The organism is Aeromonas sp. R6-1 (genome assembly GCF_040908165.1).
GTDB lineage: Bacteria > Pseudomonadota > Gammaproteobacteria > Enterobacterales > Aeromonadaceae > Aeromonas > Aeromonas caviae.
In genome coordinates this window covers 184,901-207,760 of the sequence record NZ_JBFODF010000043.1, presented here as the reverse complement: position 1 = coordinate 207,760, position 22,860 = coordinate 184,901, and the positions used below count along the sequence as shown (strand labels likewise).

Annotated in this window: 18 protein-coding genes; 4 read left to right on the top strand and 14 right to left on the bottom strand. The window is 53.1% G+C overall.

Translation table 11 applies throughout. From position 1 onward, the window contains the following. Positions 1–17: 17 nt before the first annotated feature. From zorA to AB5Y68_RS14190, 9 genes are all read right to left on the bottom strand, one after another. Positions 18–488, bottom strand: coding sequence for an anti-phage ZorAB system protein ZorA (gene zorA, locus AB5Y68_RS14230; RefSeq protein ID WP_368207285.1), 471 nt, complete (start codon positions 486–488; stop codon positions 18–20). 173 nt (positions 489–661) lie between these two features. Continuing rightward, positions 662–1,375 (bottom strand): M48 family metallopeptidase, encoded by a 714-nt coding sequence (locus tag AB5Y68_RS14225; protein WP_005331303.1) that lies wholly within the window; start codon positions 1,373–1,375, stop codon positions 662–664. Next, positions 1,375–4,506 carry a type I restriction endonuclease subunit R gene (locus tag AB5Y68_RS14220; RefSeq protein ID WP_201883968.1) on the bottom strand — a complete coding sequence of 1,044 codons (3,132 nt, stop codon included), beginning with the start codon at positions 4,504–4,506 and terminating at the stop codon, positions 1,375–1,377. The genes AB5Y68_RS14225 and AB5Y68_RS14220 overlap by 1 nt, the downstream gene beginning before the upstream one ends. 74 nt (positions 4,507–4,580) lie before the next feature. After that, positions 4,581–5,645, bottom strand: coding sequence for a macro domain-containing protein (locus AB5Y68_RS14215; RefSeq protein WP_201883062.1), 1,065 nt, complete (start codon positions 5,643–5,645; stop codon positions 4,581–4,583). Beyond that, positions 5,642–6,295 (bottom strand): DUF4433 domain-containing protein, encoded by a 654-nt coding sequence (locus tag AB5Y68_RS14210; RefSeq protein WP_201883064.1) that lies wholly within the window; start codon positions 6,293–6,295, stop codon positions 5,642–5,644. Before AB5Y68_RS14210 ends, AB5Y68_RS14215 begins: the two co-directional genes overlap by 4 nt. Positions 6,296–6,561: 266 nt before the next feature. Then, complete coding sequence (locus AB5Y68_RS14205; protein WP_201883068.1) at positions 6,562–7,863, bottom strand: restriction endonuclease subunit S; 1,302 nt, start codon at positions 7,861–7,863, stop codon at positions 6,562–6,564. Then, positions 7,863–10,310, bottom strand: coding sequence for a type I restriction-modification system subunit M (locus tag AB5Y68_RS14200; protein ID WP_201883071.1), 2,448 nt, complete (start codon positions 10,308–10,310; stop codon positions 7,863–7,865). Before AB5Y68_RS14200 ends, AB5Y68_RS14205 begins: the two co-directional genes overlap by 1 nt. Positions 10,311–10,495: 185 nt before the next feature. Further along, on the bottom strand, positions 10,496–10,942 hold the full coding sequence (locus AB5Y68_RS14195; protein ID WP_049636665.1) for a hypothetical protein: 447 nt from the start codon (positions 10,940–10,942) through the stop codon (positions 10,496–10,498). 146 nt (positions 10,943–11,088) lie between these two features. Further along, positions 11,089–11,277: a DUF3283 family protein gene (locus AB5Y68_RS14190; RefSeq protein ID WP_021138010.1), complete on the bottom strand. Its 189-nt coding sequence runs from the start codon at positions 11,275–11,277 to the stop codon at positions 11,089–11,091. A 114-nt stretch (positions 11,278–11,391) separates the two neighbouring features. On the opposite strand from AB5Y68_RS14190, the gene umuD reads away from it, so the two are divergent. Together umuD and umuC are read left to right on the top strand one after the other, a co-directional pair. Then, positions 11,392–11,835: a translesion error-prone DNA polymerase V autoproteolytic subunit gene (umuD, locus tag AB5Y68_RS14185; protein ID WP_024941056.1), complete on the top strand. Its 444-nt coding sequence runs from the start codon at positions 11,392–11,394 to the stop codon at positions 11,833–11,835. After that, positions 11,816–13,075 (top strand): translesion error-prone DNA polymerase V subunit UmuC, encoded by a 1,260-nt coding sequence (gene umuC / locus AB5Y68_RS14180; protein ID WP_069554004.1) that lies wholly within the window; start codon positions 11,816–11,818, stop codon positions 13,073–13,075. The genes umuD and umuC overlap by 20 nt, the downstream gene beginning before the upstream one ends. 201 nt (positions 13,076–13,276) lie before the next feature. Here the strand turns inward: umuC and AB5Y68_RS14175 are convergent, their stop codons facing one another. The 4 genes from AB5Y68_RS14175 to AB5Y68_RS14160 form a co-directional block, all read right to left on the bottom strand. Then, positions 13,277–15,010, bottom strand: a complete 1,734-nt coding sequence (locus tag AB5Y68_RS14175; protein WP_201883175.1) for a UvrD-helicase domain-containing protein — start codon at positions 15,008–15,010, stop codon at positions 13,277–13,279. Continuing rightward, positions 15,007–17,091 carry an ATP-dependent endonuclease gene (locus AB5Y68_RS14170; RefSeq protein ID WP_201889693.1) on the bottom strand — a complete coding sequence of 695 codons (2,085 nt, stop codon included), beginning with the start codon at positions 17,089–17,091 and terminating at the stop codon, positions 15,007–15,009. The genes AB5Y68_RS14175 and AB5Y68_RS14170 overlap by 4 nt, the downstream gene beginning before the upstream one ends. Positions 17,092–17,464: 373 nt before the next feature. Beyond that, entirely contained in the window at positions 17,465–18,148 is a 684-nt protein-coding gene (locus AB5Y68_RS14165; protein WP_201883973.1) for an inovirus Gp2 family protein, read from the bottom strand. A 499-nt stretch (positions 18,149–18,647) separates the two neighbouring features. Beyond that, positions 18,648–18,824: an AlpA family transcriptional regulator gene (locus AB5Y68_RS14160; protein WP_076362302.1), complete on the bottom strand. Its 177-nt coding sequence runs from the start codon at positions 18,822–18,824 to the stop codon at positions 18,648–18,650. 294 nt (positions 18,825–19,118) lie between these two features. Between AB5Y68_RS14160 and AB5Y68_RS14155 the strand changes: the two genes are divergently transcribed. After that, positions 19,119–20,087 (top strand): hypothetical protein, encoded by a 969-nt coding sequence (locus AB5Y68_RS14155; RefSeq protein WP_201882704.1) that lies wholly within the window; start codon positions 19,119–19,121, stop codon positions 20,085–20,087. A 58-nt stretch (positions 20,088–20,145) separates the two neighbouring features. Here AB5Y68_RS14155 and AB5Y68_RS14150 read toward each other — a convergent pair whose 3' ends face one another. Continuing rightward, entirely contained in the window at positions 20,146–21,471 is a 1,326-nt protein-coding gene (locus tag AB5Y68_RS14150; RefSeq protein WP_201882703.1) for a site-specific integrase, read from the bottom strand. A gap of 461 nt (positions 21,472–21,932) precedes the next feature. Between AB5Y68_RS14150 and ppk2 the strand changes: the two genes are divergently transcribed. Continuing rightward, positions 21,933–22,757, top strand: a complete 825-nt coding sequence (gene ppk2 / locus AB5Y68_RS14145; protein ID WP_039041071.1) for a polyphosphate kinase 2 — start codon at positions 21,933–21,935, stop codon at positions 22,755–22,757. Positions 22,758–22,860: the final 103 nt, after the last annotated feature.

The following is a 22,860-nucleotide window of genomic DNA, read 5'->3' as shown; positions in this document are numbered from 1 at the left end:
AGGCTGATTCAAGGCATTTACGGGAGAAAAGATCGGCTCAAACTGAAAAAATGAAATGACTGAGTCAGCCGAGAAGAATTTCCCCGCTTATTCGCACTTTCCCTAGAGGTTAGGCCGGTCGCAAGGTTTTTTGCGTTGAAGAAATGCTCCGCATCAATCGTGTTGAAGAGCTGTTTCTTGTCAGAAGACAAGACAAGGCTTTCATCAAATTCTTGCCAGAGAAGGCCAATATTATCGGCATTCAGCGTTTTAGCTTTCTGAAGGGTTTCTCTGCGGGAGTCAGCCAATGTTTCTCTATCCTGCCCATCCAGCAAGGATCTCAATGCTTTGTTTTTTTCAATGAAGTTGCGGTAGTGCTTGAACAAAAAAAACAGGGATAGTGCAAAAATTAAGAAAGTGAGTGACCAGAACCATGCACTGATTCCATTGGTGGTGCCATTCAGCATCTGGCTAAAGTCAGGCCATAGGTGTTTAAGTAAATCCCACATGTCTAATCCCAAATGTTCAACTGATTCTTGAAAAAAACCGGCAGTCTTTAACCTAGTGTTTTGACCAGGTCGAGATAACGAATGAACAAAAACAAAGTAATCCGCTCAACAGATGAGCCGCGTCAATCTGGTTTTGCCGGCACCATACCACAAACTTACCTAACTACTTTTCCCTAATACCCCCACCGGTTAAACGCCAGCGGCATCTTGTTGAGCTTCTCGCGATGCTCGCGCCAGTTGGGCAGATGGGTATCCATCAGTGTGATAAATCGCTGGTTATGTTTGCGCTCTAACAGGTGAACCAGCTCGTGCACCACAATAAATTCCAGGCATTCGGGGGGCTTCTTGACTAATTCGAGGTTGATCCAGATGCGGGATGTATCTGTTTTGCAGCTCCCCCACATGGTCTTCATCCGTTTGATACCGACAAACGAAGGGGTGACGTTGAGCAAGGCCTGCCACTTGGCCATCAATATCGGCAGCCGCTGGCGTAGCAATTGGCGATACCAGCCCAGTAGCAAGGCTTCTCGCTTCGCGGCGTCATAATGAGCGGGAACCCGCATCCGGATCCACCCCCCTTGTAGCTTGACGCTGTGCGCTCCCTCAACCGGGATCACCTCCAATCTATAGCCCCGTCCCCAAAGGTAGTGCGTCTCGCCACTGCACATCTGGCGCTCGCTCTGACGTGGCTGCGCCTGAAAGTGGGCCTGTTGCTGCCGGATCCACGGCAAGCGTCTGACCACGGCCATTCTGATGGCCGTCTGTGACAGCGACGCCGGGGCCGAGACGCGCACGCGACCATCAGGGGGCAGCACATTGATGTGCAGGTTCTTGATCCCCTTATGCTGCAACTCCAGCGTGAGCTCACCAATGGTGATCAGGGGCATCAGTGGTACTCCTGCTGCGCTTTCACCAGCTCCATCACCTCGGCAACGGTCACATCGTATCCCTTGGTTTCTTCGGCAATGGCAAACGCGATCTCCCGCTCCTTGAAGCGATCGCCATACCAATCGGCCTTCTTGGTATAACGCACGGCGGTATCAATCCTGGCCACCAGCAGCTCATCCTTGCCCAGATTGTCATAGAGTGCCCGTTTGGCTGCCGTGTCTATGCTCTCTGGGTAGGCGCTCTGGCTATGGCTCTGTGGATATTTCACCTGCTTGGCCAGCTCGCGGACCTTTTCCAGATACTCCTGATAGGAGATGGCCTGCTGGCGGCGCAGATCGATCAGCTCATCGAGCAGCACCGACATCCTCTCGTAGTATTTGGGGTTGACCGGGTTCTCATCGACGATGGTCCGGCGCACGTTGTTTTCAATCGCCTCGGCCATCGACTCCTGATTGTCGCGCATCTCCTTGGGCAACCCATCCAGCGCCTCGGGGCCGCGCTGGATAATGAGCTCCAGCAGCCCCAGCTCCTCAAAGTCCATCAGCGTCTCGCTGGGATCGGCATCCACCCACAGATCCAGCATCTGGCGCATGCCCGGCTCGAACTGCTTCATATCCACCAGATCACCACTGGCCAGCTTGATCTCATCCCGGACCTTGGCGAAGTGTTCGACCTCCTGCTTAATCGAGGCGGCCTGCGAGGCGCTGTAACCCGCCTCCTCCAGCTCACCCGCCAGATTGGTAAAGGCGCGGATCAACTTGGCCACCAACTGATAGAGGGTCAGCCGCAATGCCTCTTTCTCGCTCAACGTCTCTTCATCGGCTCCCGGCTCACAACAGAAATAATGCTGATAATCGAGTTGCGACTTGGGCGCCTTCACCGGCTCACACAAGGCACGAACGGCTTCCAGAGCGTTATCCAGATCCTCTTTGGCCTGGGCCAGTCGATCCTTGAGCAGCCCGGCCACATCCTCCTTGTCATAACCCGCGAAGGCCTCGGCCGTATAGTCGTTGACCGTCTTCTCCAGCGACTTGAACAGGTCTTTGTAATCGATGATGTAGCCGTACTCCTTGTCGTCACCATCCAGCCGATTCACCCGACAGATGGCTTGGAACAGGTTGTGATCAGCCATCTTCTTGTCGATATAGAGGTAGGTGGCAGAGGGGGCATCAAAACCGGTCAGCAGCTTATCCACGACAATGAGCAGCCGCATCTGGCCCGGCTCTTTAATAAAACGCTGCTTGACCAGTTTTTCAAACTCTTCGACCCGCTTAGCCGCCTCATCCTCCGGCTGCTCGAAATAGTCGGCCAGCATCTTGCGATAGATGTTGTACTTGGCCAGCTTCTCCGTCAGCCCCTCGCCCGTCTCCTCGCCCTTGATCTCGCTGGCATTGGGTTGGTAACTGGTGACGATGGCGCACTTGCCAGCAAAACCGGCCTGGCTGAACATCTCGTAACTTTTGCAGGCTTGATAGACGCTGGCGCAGACCAGCATGGCATTGCCACGACCATCGGCCAGCCGGGGCTTGCGCTCGAAGTCGAGCAGAATATCGGCCACTATCTGCTCCAGCCGCGAACGACTGGAGAGCAGCTTCTGCATTGAGGCCCACTTCTGTTTAAGCTGCTGCTTGCCCAGCCGCGAGAGATCCTTGGTCTTGGTGTCGAACCACTCATCCACTTTCTTCTGGGATTTGACCCGCTGATCGATATCCCGCGCCTCGTAGCGCAGATCCAGCACCACGCCATCACTCACCGCCTCGTTGAACTTGTAGGTGTGAATGTAGGGGCCAAAGACCTCGATGGATTTTTTCTTGTCCTGCTTCATCAGCGGCGTGCCGGTAAAGCCGATAAACAGCGCCTCTGGCAACAGGCTCTTCATCGCCCCATGCAGCTTGCCGGACTGGGTGCGGTGGCACTCATCGACAAACACAAACAGCTGCCCCTTGGGGCTGAAGTCCGAGGGCAAGCTGCGGCGCATATCGGCAATAAAATCATCCGAGCTGCCATCATCTTCGTCATCCGACTCGCCTTCAGGCGTGCGACCGAACTTGTGAACCAGCGAGCAGATAAGCCAGGGGTTATGGGCATGCAGACGAGTCACCAGATCGGCCCCGCTTTTGGTGCGCAAGATCTCCTCCTCCACCCCGCTGAACACCTTCTCAATCTGCTCATCGAGTTCGGTGCGGTCGGTGATGATGAGCACCCGGCTGTCGGTCACATTTTCGCGGATCCACTTGGCTAGCCAGACCATGGTCAGGCTCTTGCCGCTGCCTTGGGTGTGCCAGATGATGCCGCCATCCCGACGGCGGATAGAGGCCTTGGCGGCACGGATGCCGAAATACTGGTTATGGCGGCAGGTCTTCTTGGTACCCGCATCAAATACGATAAAGTCGTGGATCAGCTCCAGAAAGCGCGCCTTGCTGCACAACTGCGCCAGATGCTGGTCCAGCAGATTGGCACTCGGCAGATCGACATGGTCGGAATGGATTGGATCGGCTGGCTCTTTCCACTCCAGATAGTATTTCTCGTGGGTTTCGATAGTGCCGTAGCGCACCCCTTGGGTGTCGTTGCCCGCCATCACCAACTGCATGGTGGTGAAGAAGTTACGGATAAAATCCTTCTTCTGGTTATCCAGGTTCTGGTGGATACCTTCAGAGACAGAGACGGTAGAGCGCTTGAGCTCAATGACGCCAAGGGCAATGCCGTTGACATAGAGCACCAGATCCGGCCGTTTCTTATGCTCGCCTTTGACCGTCACCTCTTCGGCAATGGCAAAGTCGTTGGCCTGCGGATTAGTCCAGTCAACAAGCCAGACGGTCTGGTTTTGCTCGCCTGCCCCTACTTTTTCCTTCACGCCATAACGCAGCAGGCGATAGACCTCCTTGTTGGCGTCATAGAGGATGCGCCCTTCGCCCAGGCTCGCCGCCCGATCCAGTTGCCTGAGCACCTTAGGGATCAGCGCCGCGTCCACTCCTCGCCCCACCAGCCAGGCGGTCAGCAGTTCCGGCTCGACATTGCGGTTGTTCTCCCGTGTATGCCAATCCCCCAGGTAGCGATAGCCCAGCTCCGCTTGAAATAACTTGATGACGCGGTTCTGGGTTGCCCGCTCCCGTTGGCCGACTGAAATCATGCTCTCTATCCCTGTTATTCTCTCAAGCCGCCGCGACAACCGCGCAGCCGCTGCTATTCGTTACACCAACGTCGTTACACCAATCCCTGCTGCAAACGGTTCAAGGCGATCTGCAGACTGCGATCATCAAACAGCCGCGCCTTGCGCTCACCCCACGGGGTTCCCGCTGGCCAGCGATGCAACCCCTCTCGCAGCGCGCTCAGCGTCGGCGCACAGCCCTCTTCGGCGATCAACCAATCGACCGTGGCCAATAACTCCATGCCATAGGGCGACTCAAAACCATCGATTAACGCGGTCGTCTGCTCCAGTATCGGTAAAAATGCTTTGGCCTCGGTCTGGAGATAAACGGCAAGCTCTTGTTTTTTGGCCTCATTAAACCAGATGACATCAAACGGCTTGCTATCCGGAATGCGCTTGTCGGACTGCAGATAACTGCCGTCCATCGCATTGAGCAGATGGGTCAGATTGTTGGCATAAGGGCCATAACGATGGGCCTTAAACTGCAACTGCAGCGGATCCCCCAGCGGGTTACGGCCAATGACCCGAGCCAGAAACCAGGCCAGTTTCTGGATCTCCAGCAAGCTGCACTCCATTCCTAAAAACCAGTAGCGGCGTACCAGTTCAGCAATCAAGGCCCGAGCCGGAGTCAGCTCCGCCACCCCGCCCCGCTTGGCCACATTTTGGTATTGGCTACTGGGCTCATAGAGCAGGATATCGATATCCAGATCGCCCAGTGCCGTTTCAATCGCCTGTTTGACCTCTGGCCAAGGCAGACCACCGTTGCCAGCCCCCAGCGGCGGAATGGCAATCGAAGAGACCTGCTGCGCCTGTAACCAGGCCCGTAGATCCTGCAAACCATCCTGGATCCACGCCATCTGTGCCGGATTGCGCCAGTGCTGTTTGGTCGGAAAATTCACGATCCAGCGCGGCCCCAGCAGCTCACCCGTCTGGGTAATAAACATCTTGCCGGTGACGACATCACACTGTTTGCACGCCTCGGCATAGGCGCGCATATTGGCCGGGAACCGCTCCTTGAACATCAAGGCGATCCCCTTGCCCATGACACCGACGGTGTTGACGGTATTCACCAGCGCTTCCACCGGAGCATCCAGCAGATTGCCTGTTGTATATCGAATCATCTGAAATACCACCCATCACGGACATAGACGGGGCGCGCGATCCCGACCCGATTCATGCATTGTTCCACGCTGTTCTTTATTTCTTCGTTGTAACACACCACGCCCAGCAACGCCTCGATGGGGCAATGTTGATGGATCAAGGCCTCGGCCTGATAGCGTTCCAGCTTGCTCAAATCGTCCGCATCACGCTTGAAGTCACGGCGCTGCAACAGTGGCCAGTCAATCCGCCCCAGATCGCCAAGGTCGACATAGAAATTGGCCCACTGGTAATAGGCATGGCTATCGGTAAACACAAACGGTAGCCCCAATTCAGCCATGCGATGCAGGCTGGAAACCAGGATCAGGATTTCATCATTTTCACGCCGGGGAACACCGCGCCCCGAGTGAATATTGCTGAGCATGGGCGAAAACGGCGTGAAGTAGAAGGGTACATAGTCATTCAACACGCCGTAAGGCGCCAGCGGCACCGGATGGCGTGCGCGCTTGGCAATCAGCTCCGGCAGCCCGATATGCACCCAGTGCGGGTTTTGCTGCTGACCATTCCCCGCCCACAGGCCATGGGTCAGGATCCATTCCAGGTTATCCCGATGCACGATCCGGAATATCAGCGCCTTCTGCGGATTCAGGCTCTGGCTATAGTCATAGGCCATGGGTGGCTAGCTCCTGCGATACCCAGCGCTTGATAAACACGCCAACGATGACCCCACCCGCTTTTCGTATGCGGGTGGCCGCTGTGCACGCCATCAAGCAACTCACAGTAAAAGTATCTCTTTCTTTTCAGATAGATAAACATCTATCGCGCCAATTAACAACGCCCCAGTCACGCAACAGTCAAGCAAATCCGGCGCTGGGTGGCTCCGGTGGCCAGGCTCGCGGCAGAGGCGGTCATCTGGTTGGGCTGCACTCATGCCCCCGTCTATGCCCCCACCGCCAGCGGCAGGCGGATTTTGCCGGTCAGCAGTTGTTGCATCATGCCTTGCTTCAAGGCGCGGGCCTTGTCCAGCTTTTGGGTCAATGCCTGCAGCTCGTTATCCATATCGGATAAAATAGTTGCGATGGCGGTTTGTTCTTCTGAACTTAACAATAGAAACGATAAATTTCGCAAATCACCTAACGAAAGGCCTTTTACCGTGCTCCCACTTCCAAGATCATCAATTTTTACTGCGTTCAGCTCAAACCAATAAAACAAATAACTGACAACAACATCGGAGTTTGGGAAAATTGCCTTCAAATCCTGATTAATAGCTACATCAACATCATAAACAACAGCTTTACCCAAAGCCATTCGGGTGGATGTGATCAATGTTCCTCGGGGTATCAAATTACTTGAGCTATTTGCAAGCCCTGTTTTTGTAATATATTCCTGAGCCATTGACGGGTTAAAAGTAGCGAAATCCTTTACGGTTACCCATGGTATTTCATTACCCCAATATGTTGGATTGGCCCTACTAGGAGTACCACCTCCGGTTACTTTTTGTATAACATCTCCAAGTGACACAACCTCCCAATCGTCCGGAATATCTCCCAGTTCGCTGGGCTTGTAGCCTTTGGGGGTGCCATCGGGGCGCAGGGCGAAGGCGGGCAGGCGGGTACGACCGGTCAGCAGTTGCTGCATGGTGGCGCTCTTGATGGCCTGTTTCTTGGCGATCAGCTGCTCCAGCGCATCGATCAGCGCATCGCTATCCGACAACACATTGGCAATGGCGGTTTGTTCTTGTTTAGTAGGAAATGGGATTGCGTAAGGAGTTATATGCTTATTATTAATTTGGGGAATGGATGTCGTATCCGCAACGGAGCTTAGTTTTTTATATATCAACTGATTGTACAAATATAGCGCATCTAAACTAAATGAGCATGTTAATGCCATTAAGTTAGTATCCATGAATGAGTCGCGCTTAAGCAATCTTATTTTATTTAATAAAATTGAAGCACCTCTCTTTGGAAAGATGACACTCCCCGCCCTAACTGTCTTTTGTGTGTCGATAAAATAAGGCGTTTCATCCGCATACATTAATCCATCATTCAACTGCTCTACTTTAAAATAAGGAATACCAGATTCCGTGAAATTGAATTTTGATGGACTTTCACCGCTATATATATCAACTAGCTCACCTAATGTCTTAATTTCCCAATCCTCAGGAATAACCCCCACTTCGGTTTGCTTATAGCCTACCGGGATCGCCTTGCCTGCTGCGTCTTGCATCATCTGCTCTGCCATTATGCCCACTCCAGCCCCATGCTTTTGAGATGCGCGGCCACCTTGGCCTCCAGATCTGCGACCTGCTGGGTCAGCTGCGGCAGGGTGGCGCGGTAGCGCTCCTCCAACTCCTTGACGCGGTTGGCCAGCTGCTGGGTAATGCGCTCAATCTCCGCCTCGATGGCCGCCTGCAAGCTGGCGCGCCACTTATCCTCCACCAGCAGTTGCTTGATCTCACCCTCTGTAAGCTTGGGGTAACGGGCAACCACGGCCCGATCCAGCGCCTCTTGCGCTTCTTTTACCGCCTTTTTAGCCTGGCTTTCGGCTTCGAACCGCTTGATGGCGGTTTTTAGCGCCGCCTTTTCCTCGGCATCGCTGGCCTGCTTGAGCCGCGCCTTCAGGCTGGCGGCGTTGATCTTGCCCGCGTCGTTGGCCGCGTCACTCAGCAGCCCCTCCTCGCCCCCCTGCTCTTCCAGATAGCTCTCCAGATGTTGACTTGCCTCATCCGCGGCGGCCTGCAGGGCGTCGATGTCGACCTGCTCATCGCTAAAGAAGCGGGCCACCAGCAGCGCCGGTGGCAACAGCTCGGCCTTGTATTTGCTCTTGCCTAGCACCAGATCCGGCGTCTCTTTAAGCTTTTCGCCCTTGTCGACTTTAAGCTCGCGCAGCACCTTGCCCGCCGCCCAGCCATCCTGGCAGAGCACATAGACATCGTCCTGCATCACGGCATGCCAGTAGTCCAGCAGCAGTTGGTAGATATCGTAGTTATCCAGCAGCGGCAGCGGCGCATAGGCGGCGAGCAGCGATTCGCTGATCTCCTCGATCAATGCCTTGGGCGATTCGCCCGGCTCAATCTCCGCCAGATGGCACTCTGTAAACCAACGTGAGAAGGGTTCGAGTGAAGCAGACGCAAAACAGACAAATTCGGGATGCGCCAGTATGGTGCCCTTGACCTTGGCGGCCGCCACCAGAGCATGGCTATAACCGGCATGGGCCGGAGCAAACAGATCGGCCCGCAGAGTCGGGAACACCTGCCAGTAAGCGCCCAGGGCGTCGATATCCCGATTGGGAATGCCGCCTTTGAGGTGCGCGGCCAGATCGTGCAGATCCTCGGCCTCGCTGGCATCGATATAGCGCGGAATATTCAGGTTGTAGTCGTTGGCGGCGATCTCGGAGAGCGGCACGGCGCGGCTGTAACGGGGGATCAGCTGCTCACGGGTAAAGGTATCGACGATCTTGTGGATGTCCTGCTCGCGCAGCCGGTTCTTGTTGCCATCTTTGATAAAGCCTTTGCTGGCATCGATCATAAACAGGCTCTGGCTGCTGTAGCCGCTGGTCTGGATGGCGCGCTGGTGTGCCGTCTCTTTGTCGATGACGATGATGCAGGCCGGAATGCCGGTGCCGTAGAAGAGGTTGGCAGGCAGGCCGATAATGCCCTTGATAAAGCCTTGTTTGAGCAGATTCTCGCGAATGCGCGCCTCGGCATTGCCACGAAACAGCACGCCGTGGGGCAGGATCACCGCCCCCTTGCCGCGACTGTTGAGGCTCTTGATGATGTGCAGCAAGAAGGCGTAATCGCCATTTTTCTCCGGCGGTACGCCCCAGACAAAGCGGCCAAACTCATCGTGCTCAGCATCCAGGCCGCTGGTCCAGTTCTTGTTGGAAAAGGGCGGGTTGGCGACGGCAAAGTCGAAGCACTTGAGCTGGTTGTTGCCCTCCTTCCACTGGGGCGCGGCCAGGGTATTGCCCTTCCAGATCTTGGCGGTCGGATTGTCGTGCAGGATCATGTTCATGCGCGCCAAGGCGCTGGTGGCGTTATCCATCTCCTGACCGTAGATGGTGAGCCCCTTGGGTCCCGCCTCGTCACTGGCCTTGAGCAGCAAGGAGCCGGAGCCGCAGGTAGGGTCGTAGACGGTGGCATCTTGCGGCGTCTGGCGGCTGATGCCGATCACCTTGGCCAGAATGCGCGACACCTCGGCCGGGGTATAGAACTGGCCCTTGGACTTGCCCGATTCGGTGGCGAAGTGGCGCATCAGGTATTCGTAGGCATCGCCTAACAGATCATCGCCCTCGGTGCGGTTGGCGGAGAGATCCAGCCCCTCGAAGATGCCGATCAGCTTGGTCAGGCGGTCGATCATCTCCTTGCCCTTGCCGAGCTTGTCTTCATCGTTGAAGTCGGCGATGTCGATCACGCCTTTGAGATCATTGGCTTCGGCCAGCGCCGAGATGGTGAGGTTGATCGCCTCGCCGATATTCTTATCGCCCTTGAGCGCCACCATGTCGTCAAAGCTGGCCCCTTGCGGCACCTCAATCATGGCGTAGGGGTTGCCCTTGGCCTTGTCGGAAACGTACTTCACAAACAGCAGGGTCAGCACATAGTCCTTGTACTGGGAGGCGTCCATGCCGCCGCGCAGTTCATCGCAACTGGCCCACAGGGAGGAGTAGAGTTCGTTTTTCTTGATAGCCATGGAAAGGGTTCCAATAAGAGTCAGTTTGCGCCAAGGGCGCATGGAAAACGAAAAGAGGCGATTGTTTGCACCCATACGGGTGAGCACGCCAGAGATTGCCAACGAGTTTACCCACTTGACCCCGTGGCAACCATGGTGGATATCACATCAGTGACGGATAGGCAGATCGTTTGCTGCAAAAGCCATCATTTGCCTTCCAGCAAGGCCGGCGGTGTGCTCTCGCCACGGCATTTGAGTTGCCCCAGCGCGTTGGTTCGACAGACGGTGCCATCAGATGCACGCAACTGACCAAGTGCATCTTCACGCCATGTCACCCGTTCACCGGTTTTGGCATTGCTGCCGCGAATATTGCCCAGCGTGTCTTGCCGATAGGTAGTGCCATCGCTCCCCTTAAGATTGCCGAGCGCGTCCTTACGCCAGGTCGTTCCGGTTCCCGAGTCTTTGATGTTGCCAAGCGCATCCTCACGTAAGGTGCCCTGCTTGCCATCGTCACATTGATAGCGGGTATGGCCCAATGCATCTTTTCGATAGGTGCAGTCGGCTGCAAACACGACTTGCGGCGTTAGGCTCAGCAGCAGTGCGGCCAGCGACCACTGGCGTGTCGCTAGCCAAAAGCCGGGTTGGTGACTCATTGCATCTCTCCTCTGACGTGAACTCGATTGACTATACCGGGCCAGCCGCTCAGCCTCGATACTGAGGTTTTTAACATGTCGTGTTTTCAGGCGGATGCGTGATGGCAAGACGTCCACTGAGGCGCGTTCAGTCCAGCTTGAGATAATTAACCTCGTTTGTATTTACCCACTTGCTCAAGAAAGTAGCTGCCCAGCTCACCCTTATGCTGGCTTGCTTCGCTTTCTGCGCTGGCCAAGTGACCGTTGCGCTCTTTCCATACGGCATATGCGGCAGCCTTCTCGACCTCGACCCGTTCTTGCTGCTCTTTCGGTAGGGCACACAGATTGTGACTCATACTGATCTCTTTGTTATTTGTTGGCGCCATGGTACGCCATCAGTGGCATGCGGGACTTGCGCTGGTTCAAAGGTGGTGCGCTATAATAGCTGTATATAAACACAGGTGTTTGCCATGAAGCTGTTAACCCCAGACCCATCACCCGCCGAGGTGACCATCCCGCTGTTCTTGCACCGCGCCTCTTGTGGCTTTCCCAGCCCAGCCAGCGACTATCTGGAAGGGAAGTTGGACCTCAACACCCACTGCGTGTCGCACCCTGCAGCAACCTTCTATCTGCGTGCCGAGGGGGAGAGCATGACAGGGGTCGGCATCTTTCCCGGTGACTTGCTGGTAGTAGATAAGAGCCTGACCCCGCGCCATGGAGATGTGGTAATTGCACTACTCGATGGCGGCTTCACGGTAAAGACCTTGCAGCTCAAGCCGAGGTTGCGGCTGTTGCCAGCCAATCCGGCGTTCGCGCCTATAGACCCTTGTATGAGCCTCTCTTTGGAGTTGTTCGGAGTGGTCACCCATGTGATTGGCAATCTGAGGCAGCGTGATGGCTATAGCGCTCGTTGATGTAAACAACTTCTACGCCAGCTGTGAGCGGCTGTTTCGCCCTGAGCTGCGTGGCCGCCCGATCGTGGTGCTCTCCAACAACGATGGATGCGTGGTGTCGCGCAGCCCCGAAGCCAAGGCGATGGGCATCAAGATGGCTGGGCCCTACTTCAAGATCCGCGAGCAGTTCGAGGCGCATGGCGGTGTGGCATTCAGCTCCAACTACGCGCTCTATGGAGACATGTCTGGCAGGGTGATGAGCACGTTGGAGACCATGGCCCCCGAGCTGGAGGTCTACTCCATCGATGAAGCATTCCTGTCACTGTCAGAGTCGTTTGCCGGGGACCTGACAGCCTATGGGCAACAGATCCGGCAGCGAGTTTGGCAGTGGACCGGCCTCACGGTAGGGGTTGGGATCGGCCCCACCAAGACCCTCGCCAAGCTGGCCAACTATGCAGCCAAGAAGTGGCCTGCCACGGGCGGCGTCGTGGACTTGCGTGACGAGCTGCGCCGTGCCCGGCTGATGGCTATCACCCCGGTGGACGAGGTGTGGGGCATAGGACGGCGCTTGGGGGCCAAGTTGGTGGCACAAGGCATCAACACCGTGGCTGACCTGGTGGCTAGCGATGCCAAAGGGTTACGCGCCCAATACGGCGTGGTGGTCGAGCGGATCGTACAGGAGCTGCGTGGCCTGCCTTGCGCAGAGCTGACCGTTGAACCGGCGGCGAAGCTGCAGATCCTCTCGAGCCGTTCCTTTGGTGAGCGCGTGACTGACCGTGGAGAAATGGCCCAAGCGTTGTCAGGCTTTATGGCTCGCGCAGCCGAGAAGCTGCGGGCCGAGGGGATGTGTTGCCAGCGGGTGCACCTGTTCGTGCGAACCAGCCCCTTTGACGAACGAGCCCCTTACTACAGTGAGCAGGCTGGCGTCCGGCTGGTCTGCCCTAGCGATGATACCCGGTTGCTGCTGCAGCAAGTGAACGTGCTGCTACCGCAGATTTGGCGCGACGGTTACCGTTATCAGAAGGGGGGCGTCATGCTGAGTGAGTTCACCCCCAAGGGGCAACAACAGGCAGATCTCTTTGCCCCGTCCTCCGCTCAATCAGATGCGCTGATGGCAGTGATGGACCAGATCAAAGCCAAGGGATTGGGGCGCGTAGGCTTTGCCAGCCAAGGCACTGGGTCGCCTGAGTGGATGATGCGACAAGAGCACCTGAGCCCCTGTTACACCACCCGCTGGGAGGACCTGCCGGTGGCGAGGTAGCCCGAGTCGATTAGCTATGGGGCTAGATGGTTACGCGTCAGGATTCAATACCTCCCAACGTCCGCACTTACGCGGCCCAACAAAACGTAATCGCCCATCTTTGACCAGTACGGTAACAGCTCTCTCCACTGTACTGGTCGACTTGCCAATCCGCATTGCGACTTGCCGACACAAGAAATTGTGCACGCCAGTATGAAACATCTATTCGGCAATAATAAGCTCTTCGATATTGTCATGTCCAAAAAGACGATTCACCGCTGCGAGAGCTGTATCCGGCATGCTCTGTGTGGCCAGCACGGCGAGTCGCGTCATAGGTCGGGAGATGGATACATAAAAGAGATTACGAGCACGATAGAAGCCCTTCGTGTTTTTTGCATTCAGCGCATTTGTCTCAATTAGCTCGAGTAGTTGTGGCCAGTTATAGTGGTTCCAGCCGCCTCCCAGCACTACAAGAACGTTCTCAAACTCCGAGCCCTTGACGCTATGTTGCGTAGCAAAGGCGGTTTGCTTTTCGATGAACTTGATCACCTCGACGACCTCTCCGTAAGGAATGTCCCGCAGCTTGCTGTACCGCATAAGTGCGGACGCATCCTCAGGTATGGGGTCGCCGTTTAGTGCGATGAGTTCTTCGTCACGCCGCAATACGCGGTCTGGTGGCGATGGACGTCTTGTCACCTTCAGGTGGTCAATGACCTGTCCGACCGTGCCTTCTGCACGCAGCTTCTGGAGAGCATCCATGTCGCGACGCCAACAGGCTTTGTCTTCATGTTTGGCTATCGCAGGACCGGATCCGAATGCCCTGAACATATCGCCGTAGCGAGATGCGCCGTAGGCTGCACATATGGGTTCAACGACTTCTGCAAAGAACTTGATCGTCGGGTCTTCCTTTTTTACGAACAGATCGTTACGGCCACTGAATACCTCAGCGAGGTTGGGATAGCCCTGTTCAGCGGCTAGGACGTTGTGGGTAAGCATCAGTACCTTCGTCCTGCTCAGGTCCCAGCCCTCGGCTTGCAGCCGTTGCATCAAATTTTCCCGAGTGCATCGGGCCAAATCAGGTGGCAGATCCTCTTTGGAGTGCCTGTCATTTGTCCGTTGACCTTTGTAAGCGTTGGTGTGAAAGAAGCGCGCCTCGCCCTTTGCCTCGGGGTCATGAACGGCTTGGTGTAGTTCAGGGCGCAGCTTATTCAGCACATCTACGACTGCGGGAACCGACCGAAAGTTGGAGCCTTTGGCAATTTCTTTGATCGGATACTCCGCGAGCTCGTATTCACTTCGATAAATGGTTTGCCAGTGGTCCCCAAATAGACCAACGAGGGGCCCGGTTTCGGGCTTTAAAAAGTGCTCGTTAATCGCCTCCATGAATTGGCGATGGGTATCTTGATACTCGTCGATAAAAATCACTGGAAACTGCTGGGTCAAGATGCGTCGAAATTTTTCCTTCTGTAGAAGCTTGGCCATCATCTCTGGGATGTCGTCGTGACTCAGCGTGACTCTGTCCATGTCGACGCCGAAGAATCCCAGGTCGTAATCCACAGGCTTTGAGCCAATACCTCCGCCTTGTTCGACTTTCTCTTTCCTATCCTCCATTTCCCCCACGAGGTCACGTAGCGCCTTCTGAAACTGGCGTAGGAATGCCCACGAGAAGCCATGGATGGTATTGACCAGAATAGCGGGATGATCCTCAATCTCCTGAGCAATCTCATTACGGGCAACTTCGGTGTAGGTGATGCAGGCTACCTTTTGCCCCGCTCGGATCAAGGCTGGGCCTCGCTCCGCAATCAATCGCTTCAGCGCGGCGACCAGGGAATACGTCTTGCCTGCGCCGGCACCAGCTTCAAGGCGAAAGCTGTGACCCGCATCAAGAGCCTCATTGATCTTTCTTTGAGCCTCTTGTGCAGCGATGAGTGCGGGATTCTCGTCAGGTTTAGTCATATTGCCTCCTCCTTGGCTGGCGCTTCAACGTTCTGTGTGGGTGGAGGAGGAGGGGCGGAAAGCCATGCCAAGCCTTCCTGGATATAGCGGGGTACCACCCATTCTTTCTCGCGAATGGCGAACCGCAAGGCCGTATCCGCTTTCGCGAGCCCCTGGGCGATCTCCCACGCTTCAGTGGCCTCGTCCTGTTCCTTTGGCCACTCAAATCGATCCGGGTTTGCTAAGACGAGCGCGTCTTCGTAGCTGCGGGCGCATACGTTCGTACCAGGCTTCTCTGCTATCTGATAGGCAATGCGACGGTAACCGCTTTGCTTCTCTTCGGCAGTCTTGGCAATAAGCTCGGCAGGAGTGATTTGCCAGTCATCCTTTCCATCGGTATCTTCGGGGCGAAACCATTCCTTGATAGCCGCGTTCGACGTCCGCTTGCCTTCAGCCACAGGGCACTTGTCCCAAGTCGTAATCGTTTTTCCTTTCTTGTTCTGCTTTTCAACAGGTTTGGTTGAGTCCAGGTCGGTGACGACCAAGGTCTTGAGTTCGAGAAAGTCGAGGAGTGGATAGAAGATGTGCGCATAAGCTCCGCCGACCTCGACGCAGGTCACGTACTGTCTGGCCAGCTTGTGCTTGTCGTCGAGCGACCTATCAACCAATTCGCACAGCCGAGGCATCAGCAGCCGCTCCGTCGTCCCCTCGACCATAATGGCCTTGTCCGCAAAGTACAGATCGCACTTGGTCAATGTCATGTACTGGTGCAGGAAGTTCTGGTCGTCGGGAGAGATACTGCTCATGCCCTTCTTGAAATCTTTAACCTTGGTCTGACGAGCATTTGCCTGGCTCGGCGACTCATTTAGGAAATACCGTACTGCTTCAAACGATGCGGCATTTGCAACATGCGGAGAATGCGTCGTGATGACGAACTGAACGCTCCACGCAGCTTCTTCGGGGTAGCTCGCCGACAGCTTTCTAATGGCGGCATTCAGTTGACTGATGAAAACCTCTTGCATCTGCGGATGCAAATGAGCCTCAGGCTCTTCGACGAAGATTAGATGTGTGGCTGGGCGGGTTGCCTTGGCTCGGTAGGCCTTGTGGTAGCTTTCGAGCTGCAACAACATGTAGATCAGATTGCGAGTGCCGAGGCCGTTATAGCCTTCCGGAAGATGTACCCCGTCTGTGCCGGTGTAGACCACTTTTGTGTGGTCCGAAAGCAGGGCCTCAACATTCAATGAGGTCTCGGGCCGAAGCTCGGTATCGTTGAGGCTTGGAAAGCCCAGAACTTCCATGGCAGGCAGCAGCTTCTTCAGCATTTCATCGAAGTTACCTTGAATGCTGCGTTCGATGCCTTCGACTGACGCCTTCAGCTTTGCCGCCAGATCCTGATCTCCTGCTGCGGCCGTAGGTGCGGAAGCGGTCTTGAATAGCGCGCTGAGCAGTTTGCCAATGACATCTGCGTCGCCATGCTTCGCATGGTCGAGCGTTCTTTGTGCTCGAACGAAATTGCACTGCAGTAAAGCCGCTAGTGCGGCCGTACCCTCAAAATCACGCCGATTGGTATCATCCGTGGGGTCGATGGCGAACACGTGAATGTTGTATGCCTTAGGCAAGGTACCGCGTAATGAGCGGAAGAAGTGTGTTCTTGACTCGACACCTTCTGGCTCGGCAGGTACATCGAGCAGAGTGTGGAGGGTTGCCAGCGTCGCTTTGTACTCGACGCGAACAATGGCTGTGGTGGAGTCAATATCCAAATCAATCACGAATGGCGAAAGAGGCCCAAAATTCGTAGCTGCACAGTCATAGCGAAAGGTTAGCGTAAGAGAGATCTTTGGGAGCACGGCGAGTACATCTTCTGGTTTTGCTCCCTCTTCTCTCAGCGTCTTTGCCTCGAAGAATCGTTCTCGCTGACTAGCCGAGAAGTCTTCCAAGCGAAACCGTGCCCCGGTCTCTCCGGTAAAACGATCAAAAATATCGGTGAACGATGTCTTTCCGCTGTTGTTGCGCCCTACGATTACCGTGGAGCTTTTCTCTAGCATGACTTCAACATCTTGAAGGAGCCGGAATCCCTCAATCCGAACCTTTTCAATCTGCATTCAATTTCTCCCGATAGAGCTAACCAGCACCTGTACCGCTGGGCTTGCACGCGCTGTAAGTCATGTGAATACGTTGTGGCTCACATGCTGTGATATAATCAAATGAAACCATGGTATACCACTGTGGGCTTACGCGGCTTGCTCTGGTTCACAATTGCTGGCTTCTAACACCTATAAAAACATGTGGATTAGATCTTCAGCTCCTGAGGATTTGGCGGGAGTTTATTACCAAGTTTACGGCAAGCATCTACGCTAAAGTGTCTGATGACAGTCAACAAGGGGAATTTGCTCAACAGATCCGGGAGTAGAAACTCCCGAATTGAATTTGAATGGCCAAGCATCCCCACTAGAGCCAGTGAATTAAGTGTGAACATTACCTTATCCGTTCACTACGCCCGTAATTACGTCCACCTTCTACTTTCGAACGCAATTTAAAGAAATATCCAATCCTCTCCAAGAATTTATAAAATTTCTCATTGTGCAGAACTGCATCTCTGCGATCAAATCGATACTCTGCGTCAGGAGGGAAATGAACCAAAGACGCATAGTCAGGGTATGCAAGCCTCAATGCTCTGCACCAAGCTTTACGAATACGCGTAGCCATGTTATCCGCATCAAAATTAGCGTAATCACCAAGATAACCGTAATCATCTCGGTTAAATAGTAGCACCACGTGATAATGAGGGTGCTGGCTTGTTACTTGCTCCTTTACCCAGATATAACCCAAGAAGAATGGTTTACCAGTCTTACCCTTACGATGACGTAACGCATGTATCTGGCTTTTTAGTGAAGCAATAAAGCGCGTAATAACCTTTTCCTCTTCTACCTCCGGTGGAAAGCTTGTCGGCATGTCCGGATCATCCATAACTGGTATATGAGGGAAACGCAGATCAACGCGTACAGCAAATACTCGTGGATGTTTATTCAAAAAGTTTATGATTACCTCCACGGATGTTTTCAGTTGTTCCAAGGATATTTTACCATGCTCGGCTTCAGCCACAACTTGCAAGTTGTCTAGCTCGTTGCCTATTAAACAATACCCGCCATTTGATTTCATATACGGCCCTATGATTTACATGGAATACCCATGCCAGTTGGTTAGATGCTCAGGTGACAGTACTCATCGTCATTAATGAGGACTGCTGCGTAAAACTTTACAGCCAACTGATACCTTGCTCTATTATCAACCTAGTGGGTTGATATACCAACCTGCATTTAGCACTCTGTGCTTTGCATATGCTGCGCTATGCCGATGTATACGGCTAATGGCTTGTATCTGACGTACAAGCCTGATGTATATCTGATTGGTATACACTTCGTGTATATCACATGTTCTCGTTGGTATACTCTGTGATACACTCTGACGGTGTATCACCCTCTCCCTCGATATATCTCCTACACCCTCTACCTTGGTATACACCTTGTGTGTATATATTACTATTACCGGACTTATCGACCTCCTTAATCACCGGGAAATACGTGATTATTTTAAATAAAACCCCAGTAATACCGGTTATTAAAGCAAGAAAATTACTCTGAACTTAGCTTGCCCTCTCCTATCTAGCAGATGCCTTCGAATCAATCCATTCTATTACTTCACTCTGCATCCAAGCGACCGCTCTAGGCCCTAAACGAACGACACCAGGGAACTCCCCTTTGCTCATCAAACGATAAATTGTCGCTTTGGATAGCGTCGTCATTTCCGTGACTTCTTTGAGTTTGATTAGTTTCATTTTTTGGATCCGGCTATTTTTCCATAGCTGGACCAACAATGTTAATATTTACGTTTATAGCTTCTCACATTGCCCCTAAGCCGATTAGCCATGCAGAAGAAACAATCACTAGTTTTCCCAGAGTGCTTCAATGCCACTAAGTAGGTTAGATTGCAGAGCCTGAGCCATGCACTCACAGGTCATCCCGCCAACATAAGCAACAATAAAAGCTTGAAAAATACCATGAAAAATCACACACTAAACGCAACCATAAATCAACACAAAACACTACAATGTAGATTAAGGGGGGGTATTATGGCAATTCATGATAATGGTGTGGATGTGCAAGTTTATAAGAAATTAGATGACCCTATTTTTGTGGACTACCTCTGGTATAGAACAGGTCAAATCAATCAAGCTCAAGCTGTAGATACACCACCTCGCCATATACTAATCAAGAATTTAAAAGATGCCTGCAATACTGCTAGTGCTTTTGCTTTTATGCATAACTACAATGTAAGAAATGAACGACCTAATGGACTTGAAAAATGGATTGACACTTTACTGGATGAATTTCACACAAGATGCCTTACAGAAAAACATTATTACTGGCTAGATAATAAAAATACGAGGCTGCATTACTTCACATGGAGATTTTTGAGTCACTTAGGTATATCCATAGAAAAAAAAGACCAACAACTAGAACATAAGTGCGTGTTTTTATTGAGCCCATCAATACTCGATGAAAACATAAAAACGCACACACACACTAATAAAAAATGGAATACTGAAATAAGTACGCAGGATATAACTGCACTTATCAACAGACTACCTTGCAACAAAATAGAAAAGGAAAAATTAGTACGAGCCATATCCGAATCTGCTGAATCAGCAATGAAAAATGATGATGTTAAGTTTTGGCTTAACAAACAAAACAAGGAAAAAACAACATGGCTACACAAATATCTTGAGCATAAAGAAATAGATTATGTCCCATTAGTTTTAAATGGTACATCAGCTCAAAAAGATGATCTTGTTTCATTTTTAGATGTATTAAGCATCACTAATATTGATAGATATAAACTTTTAGTTTCCAACATCAAGAAGGCATGGAGCCAAAAAGTATATCGTGATAAAAATCTAGAAAAGAAACAATACAGCATTAACATGAGTAAAGATATAGGTAATATTCTTGACGAACTAAGCCAAATGGAACAGAAAAATAAAAATACCATCATAGAAGAGTTGATTAGAGAGGCATACGCAAAACGGTGCGCAATATAAAAAATGGACTGAATGATTAAATCATTCAGTCCATCACTAAAAATCATCATAGCCACATTTACTTTCTATTAAAGCTCACCTTCACAACGTTATTAACTGCTGCTTCAGTAACAGGATCTTGCATCACCTCATCAGCTACCAGTCTCCCCCAATTAATCCAGACAAGTCGGGTTTTCTCGGTATGACGTGAACGGTGATAAGTTCTAATAAGTTTGTTAATGGGGGTGTGATTCAAGCAAAGCTCAATAACTCTTTCCTCAACACCTAGCCTTTCAGCCCAGTTAGTAGCCGCACTACGCCGCAAATCATGGACAGTAAATGGGTCCATATCAGGTAAACATCGTGCGATGAATCGCCTTAGAGCCCGAGTAATGGAATCAACTAAAATCGGCTCGATTTCATCTGTTTTTGGACGATCAGATTCGAATACTAAATCACCATTGGCATACTGCGCCTGCTCTTCAATGACCGATTTCGCCTGAGGGGAAATAAAGACAGTATGAGCTCTACCATTTTTGGTTTCAGGTATAGTCCATATATCATCTTTTATCTGTGAAAAACGCATATTAGCGACTTCACCTCTACGACATCCGGTCAGTATTAATAACTTAATCGCATTCGCAGCAGGTATAGAAATCGTTGCATGGCGAGAAACACCACGCCCTCCGGCCGCCAAGCTACCACCACTCCCAAGATCCTCATCTATCGCCTTCCATAACCTGCGCAATTCGGGGACGGTCAACCATCGCTCTCTTGGCGAGCCAGCACTGGCACCAAAATCTTTTGGGCGCAACAGTCTCGCAGGGTTGGCCTCAAGCAGACAGTGAACCACTGCATAATCTAACATCTGGTTAAGCGTTCCCAACCCTTTACGGGTTTCGTCTTTTGTTGCACGCCTAGTTATCTCTAACGCTTGTGCCAAGTGGGCACGAGTCAGATCGATTAAGCGAATGTTGCCCAGAGTCTTCTTGAGATGACGATTCCAACGATCCTGATGGCATTGGAGGGTTTTGGGTTTGACGACCTGAGCAACACGCTGTGCATCAAGCCATCGTCCAAGCAACTGATCCATCGTCAGGGCCGTTTCATTTTTAGCCTTTTCTTGCGCCGCAAACTTGGTGGGATCAATGCCCCGCTTCACAAGCAGCAACGCTTTCCCATGCTCCTCTCTGGCTTTAGCCAGAGTCAGGGCAGGATAACTCCCCAGCAACAATTCTCCTTCACTACCACCAATCTTGAAGCGATATACAAAACGCTTGAGGCCACTTTCACGGATTTCTATTTTGAGCCCGCCACCATGCTTCGATTGAATCGCATAGCGTTTCACTTTAACCCCTTCAACTGGCTTGAGTGACGAGATCTCCAAGTCTTTACTTATCGCCATCCGTACCCCTCCCCGTACCCCTCCAGTGCAGTGCATTGGAGTGAGACTTTATGAAACCCCTTGATACAGACATATTATGTAACCAGCTGTTTTTAATCAAAAAAACATTTCGTATAAAACCAACTGATTCTATATGAAACTAATAATTTCTGGACTCCTAAGGGACAGGCCACTGGTTCGACTCCAGTCGGGAACGCCATACAAAACAAGGGGCTGGCATCGTCATGATGCCAGCCCCTTGTGCGTTTCTGCGCCATTTCCCCTGTATCCATGGCGGCCAGGTCCCGCCCCCCCCTCTTCAATGTCTCACTGCCACCAACAACCCCGCGAGCCCCACCAAAGATGATCCCGGCCATCCCCCTGTAGTTGCCACTCCCGGTGGCGGCACACCGTCATCTACCCTTGAAGGGCGCCGTCCGGCAGGACGGCCCTCCATTCGCCGAGACACAGAGAAGGACATCATGGGCAGCAAACGAAAATCCAGAACGGAAGAACCGGTCGTGGCCGAGGCGCAACAGCCCCTTGGCAACAAGGCATACGAAAAGGCGCTGCGCCTCTTGCACGTGGAGCTGGTCAGGCTGCAGCAGTGGGTGGTGCACAAGGGGCTCAAGGTCTGCATCGTCTTCGAGGGGCGTGACGGGGCCGGCAAGGGGGGCACCATCAAGGCGATCACCGAGCGGGTCAGCCCCCGGGTCTTTCGGGTCGTCGCACTGCCCGCCCCCACGGAGCGGGAGAAGAGCCAGCTCTACTTCCAGCGCTACATCCCCCATCTGCCGGCGGCGGGGGAGATCGTCATCTTCGATCGCAGCTGGTACAACCGGGCTGGGGTGGAGCGCATCATGGGTTTTTGCAGCGAGGAGGCGAGCGACAAATTCCTGGCTGGCACCCCCATGGTGGAAAAAGCCCTGGTGGACTCTGGCATCATTCTGCTGAAGTACTGGCTGGAGGTGACCCCACAAGAGCAGGAGCGGCGGCTGCGTGATCGCATCGACGATGGCCGCAAGATCTGGAAGCTCTCCCCCATGGACATCAAGTCCTTCGATCGCTGGGATGACTACACCCGGGCGCGGGATGCCATGTTCATCGCCACCGACACCGCCTGGGCCCCCTGGTTCGTGGCCCACTCCGAGGACAAGAAACGGGTGCGCCTCAACATCATCTCCCACCTGCTGGCGCACATCCCCTACGAGGCGCTGCCGACGGAGCCGGTGAAGCTGCCCAAGCGCAAGATAGGCAAAGTCAAACCATCGGAGCACCCGCTTCGCATCGTGCCAGCCCTCTTCTAGCCAGAGGGGGTGAGCCCTGGCTCACCCCCTTTCCCTTCCTGCCCCAAGGGACAACCGGCGCTGCCGGTATCATCCAATGGCTTGTTGTTGCTCACGTTTTCCC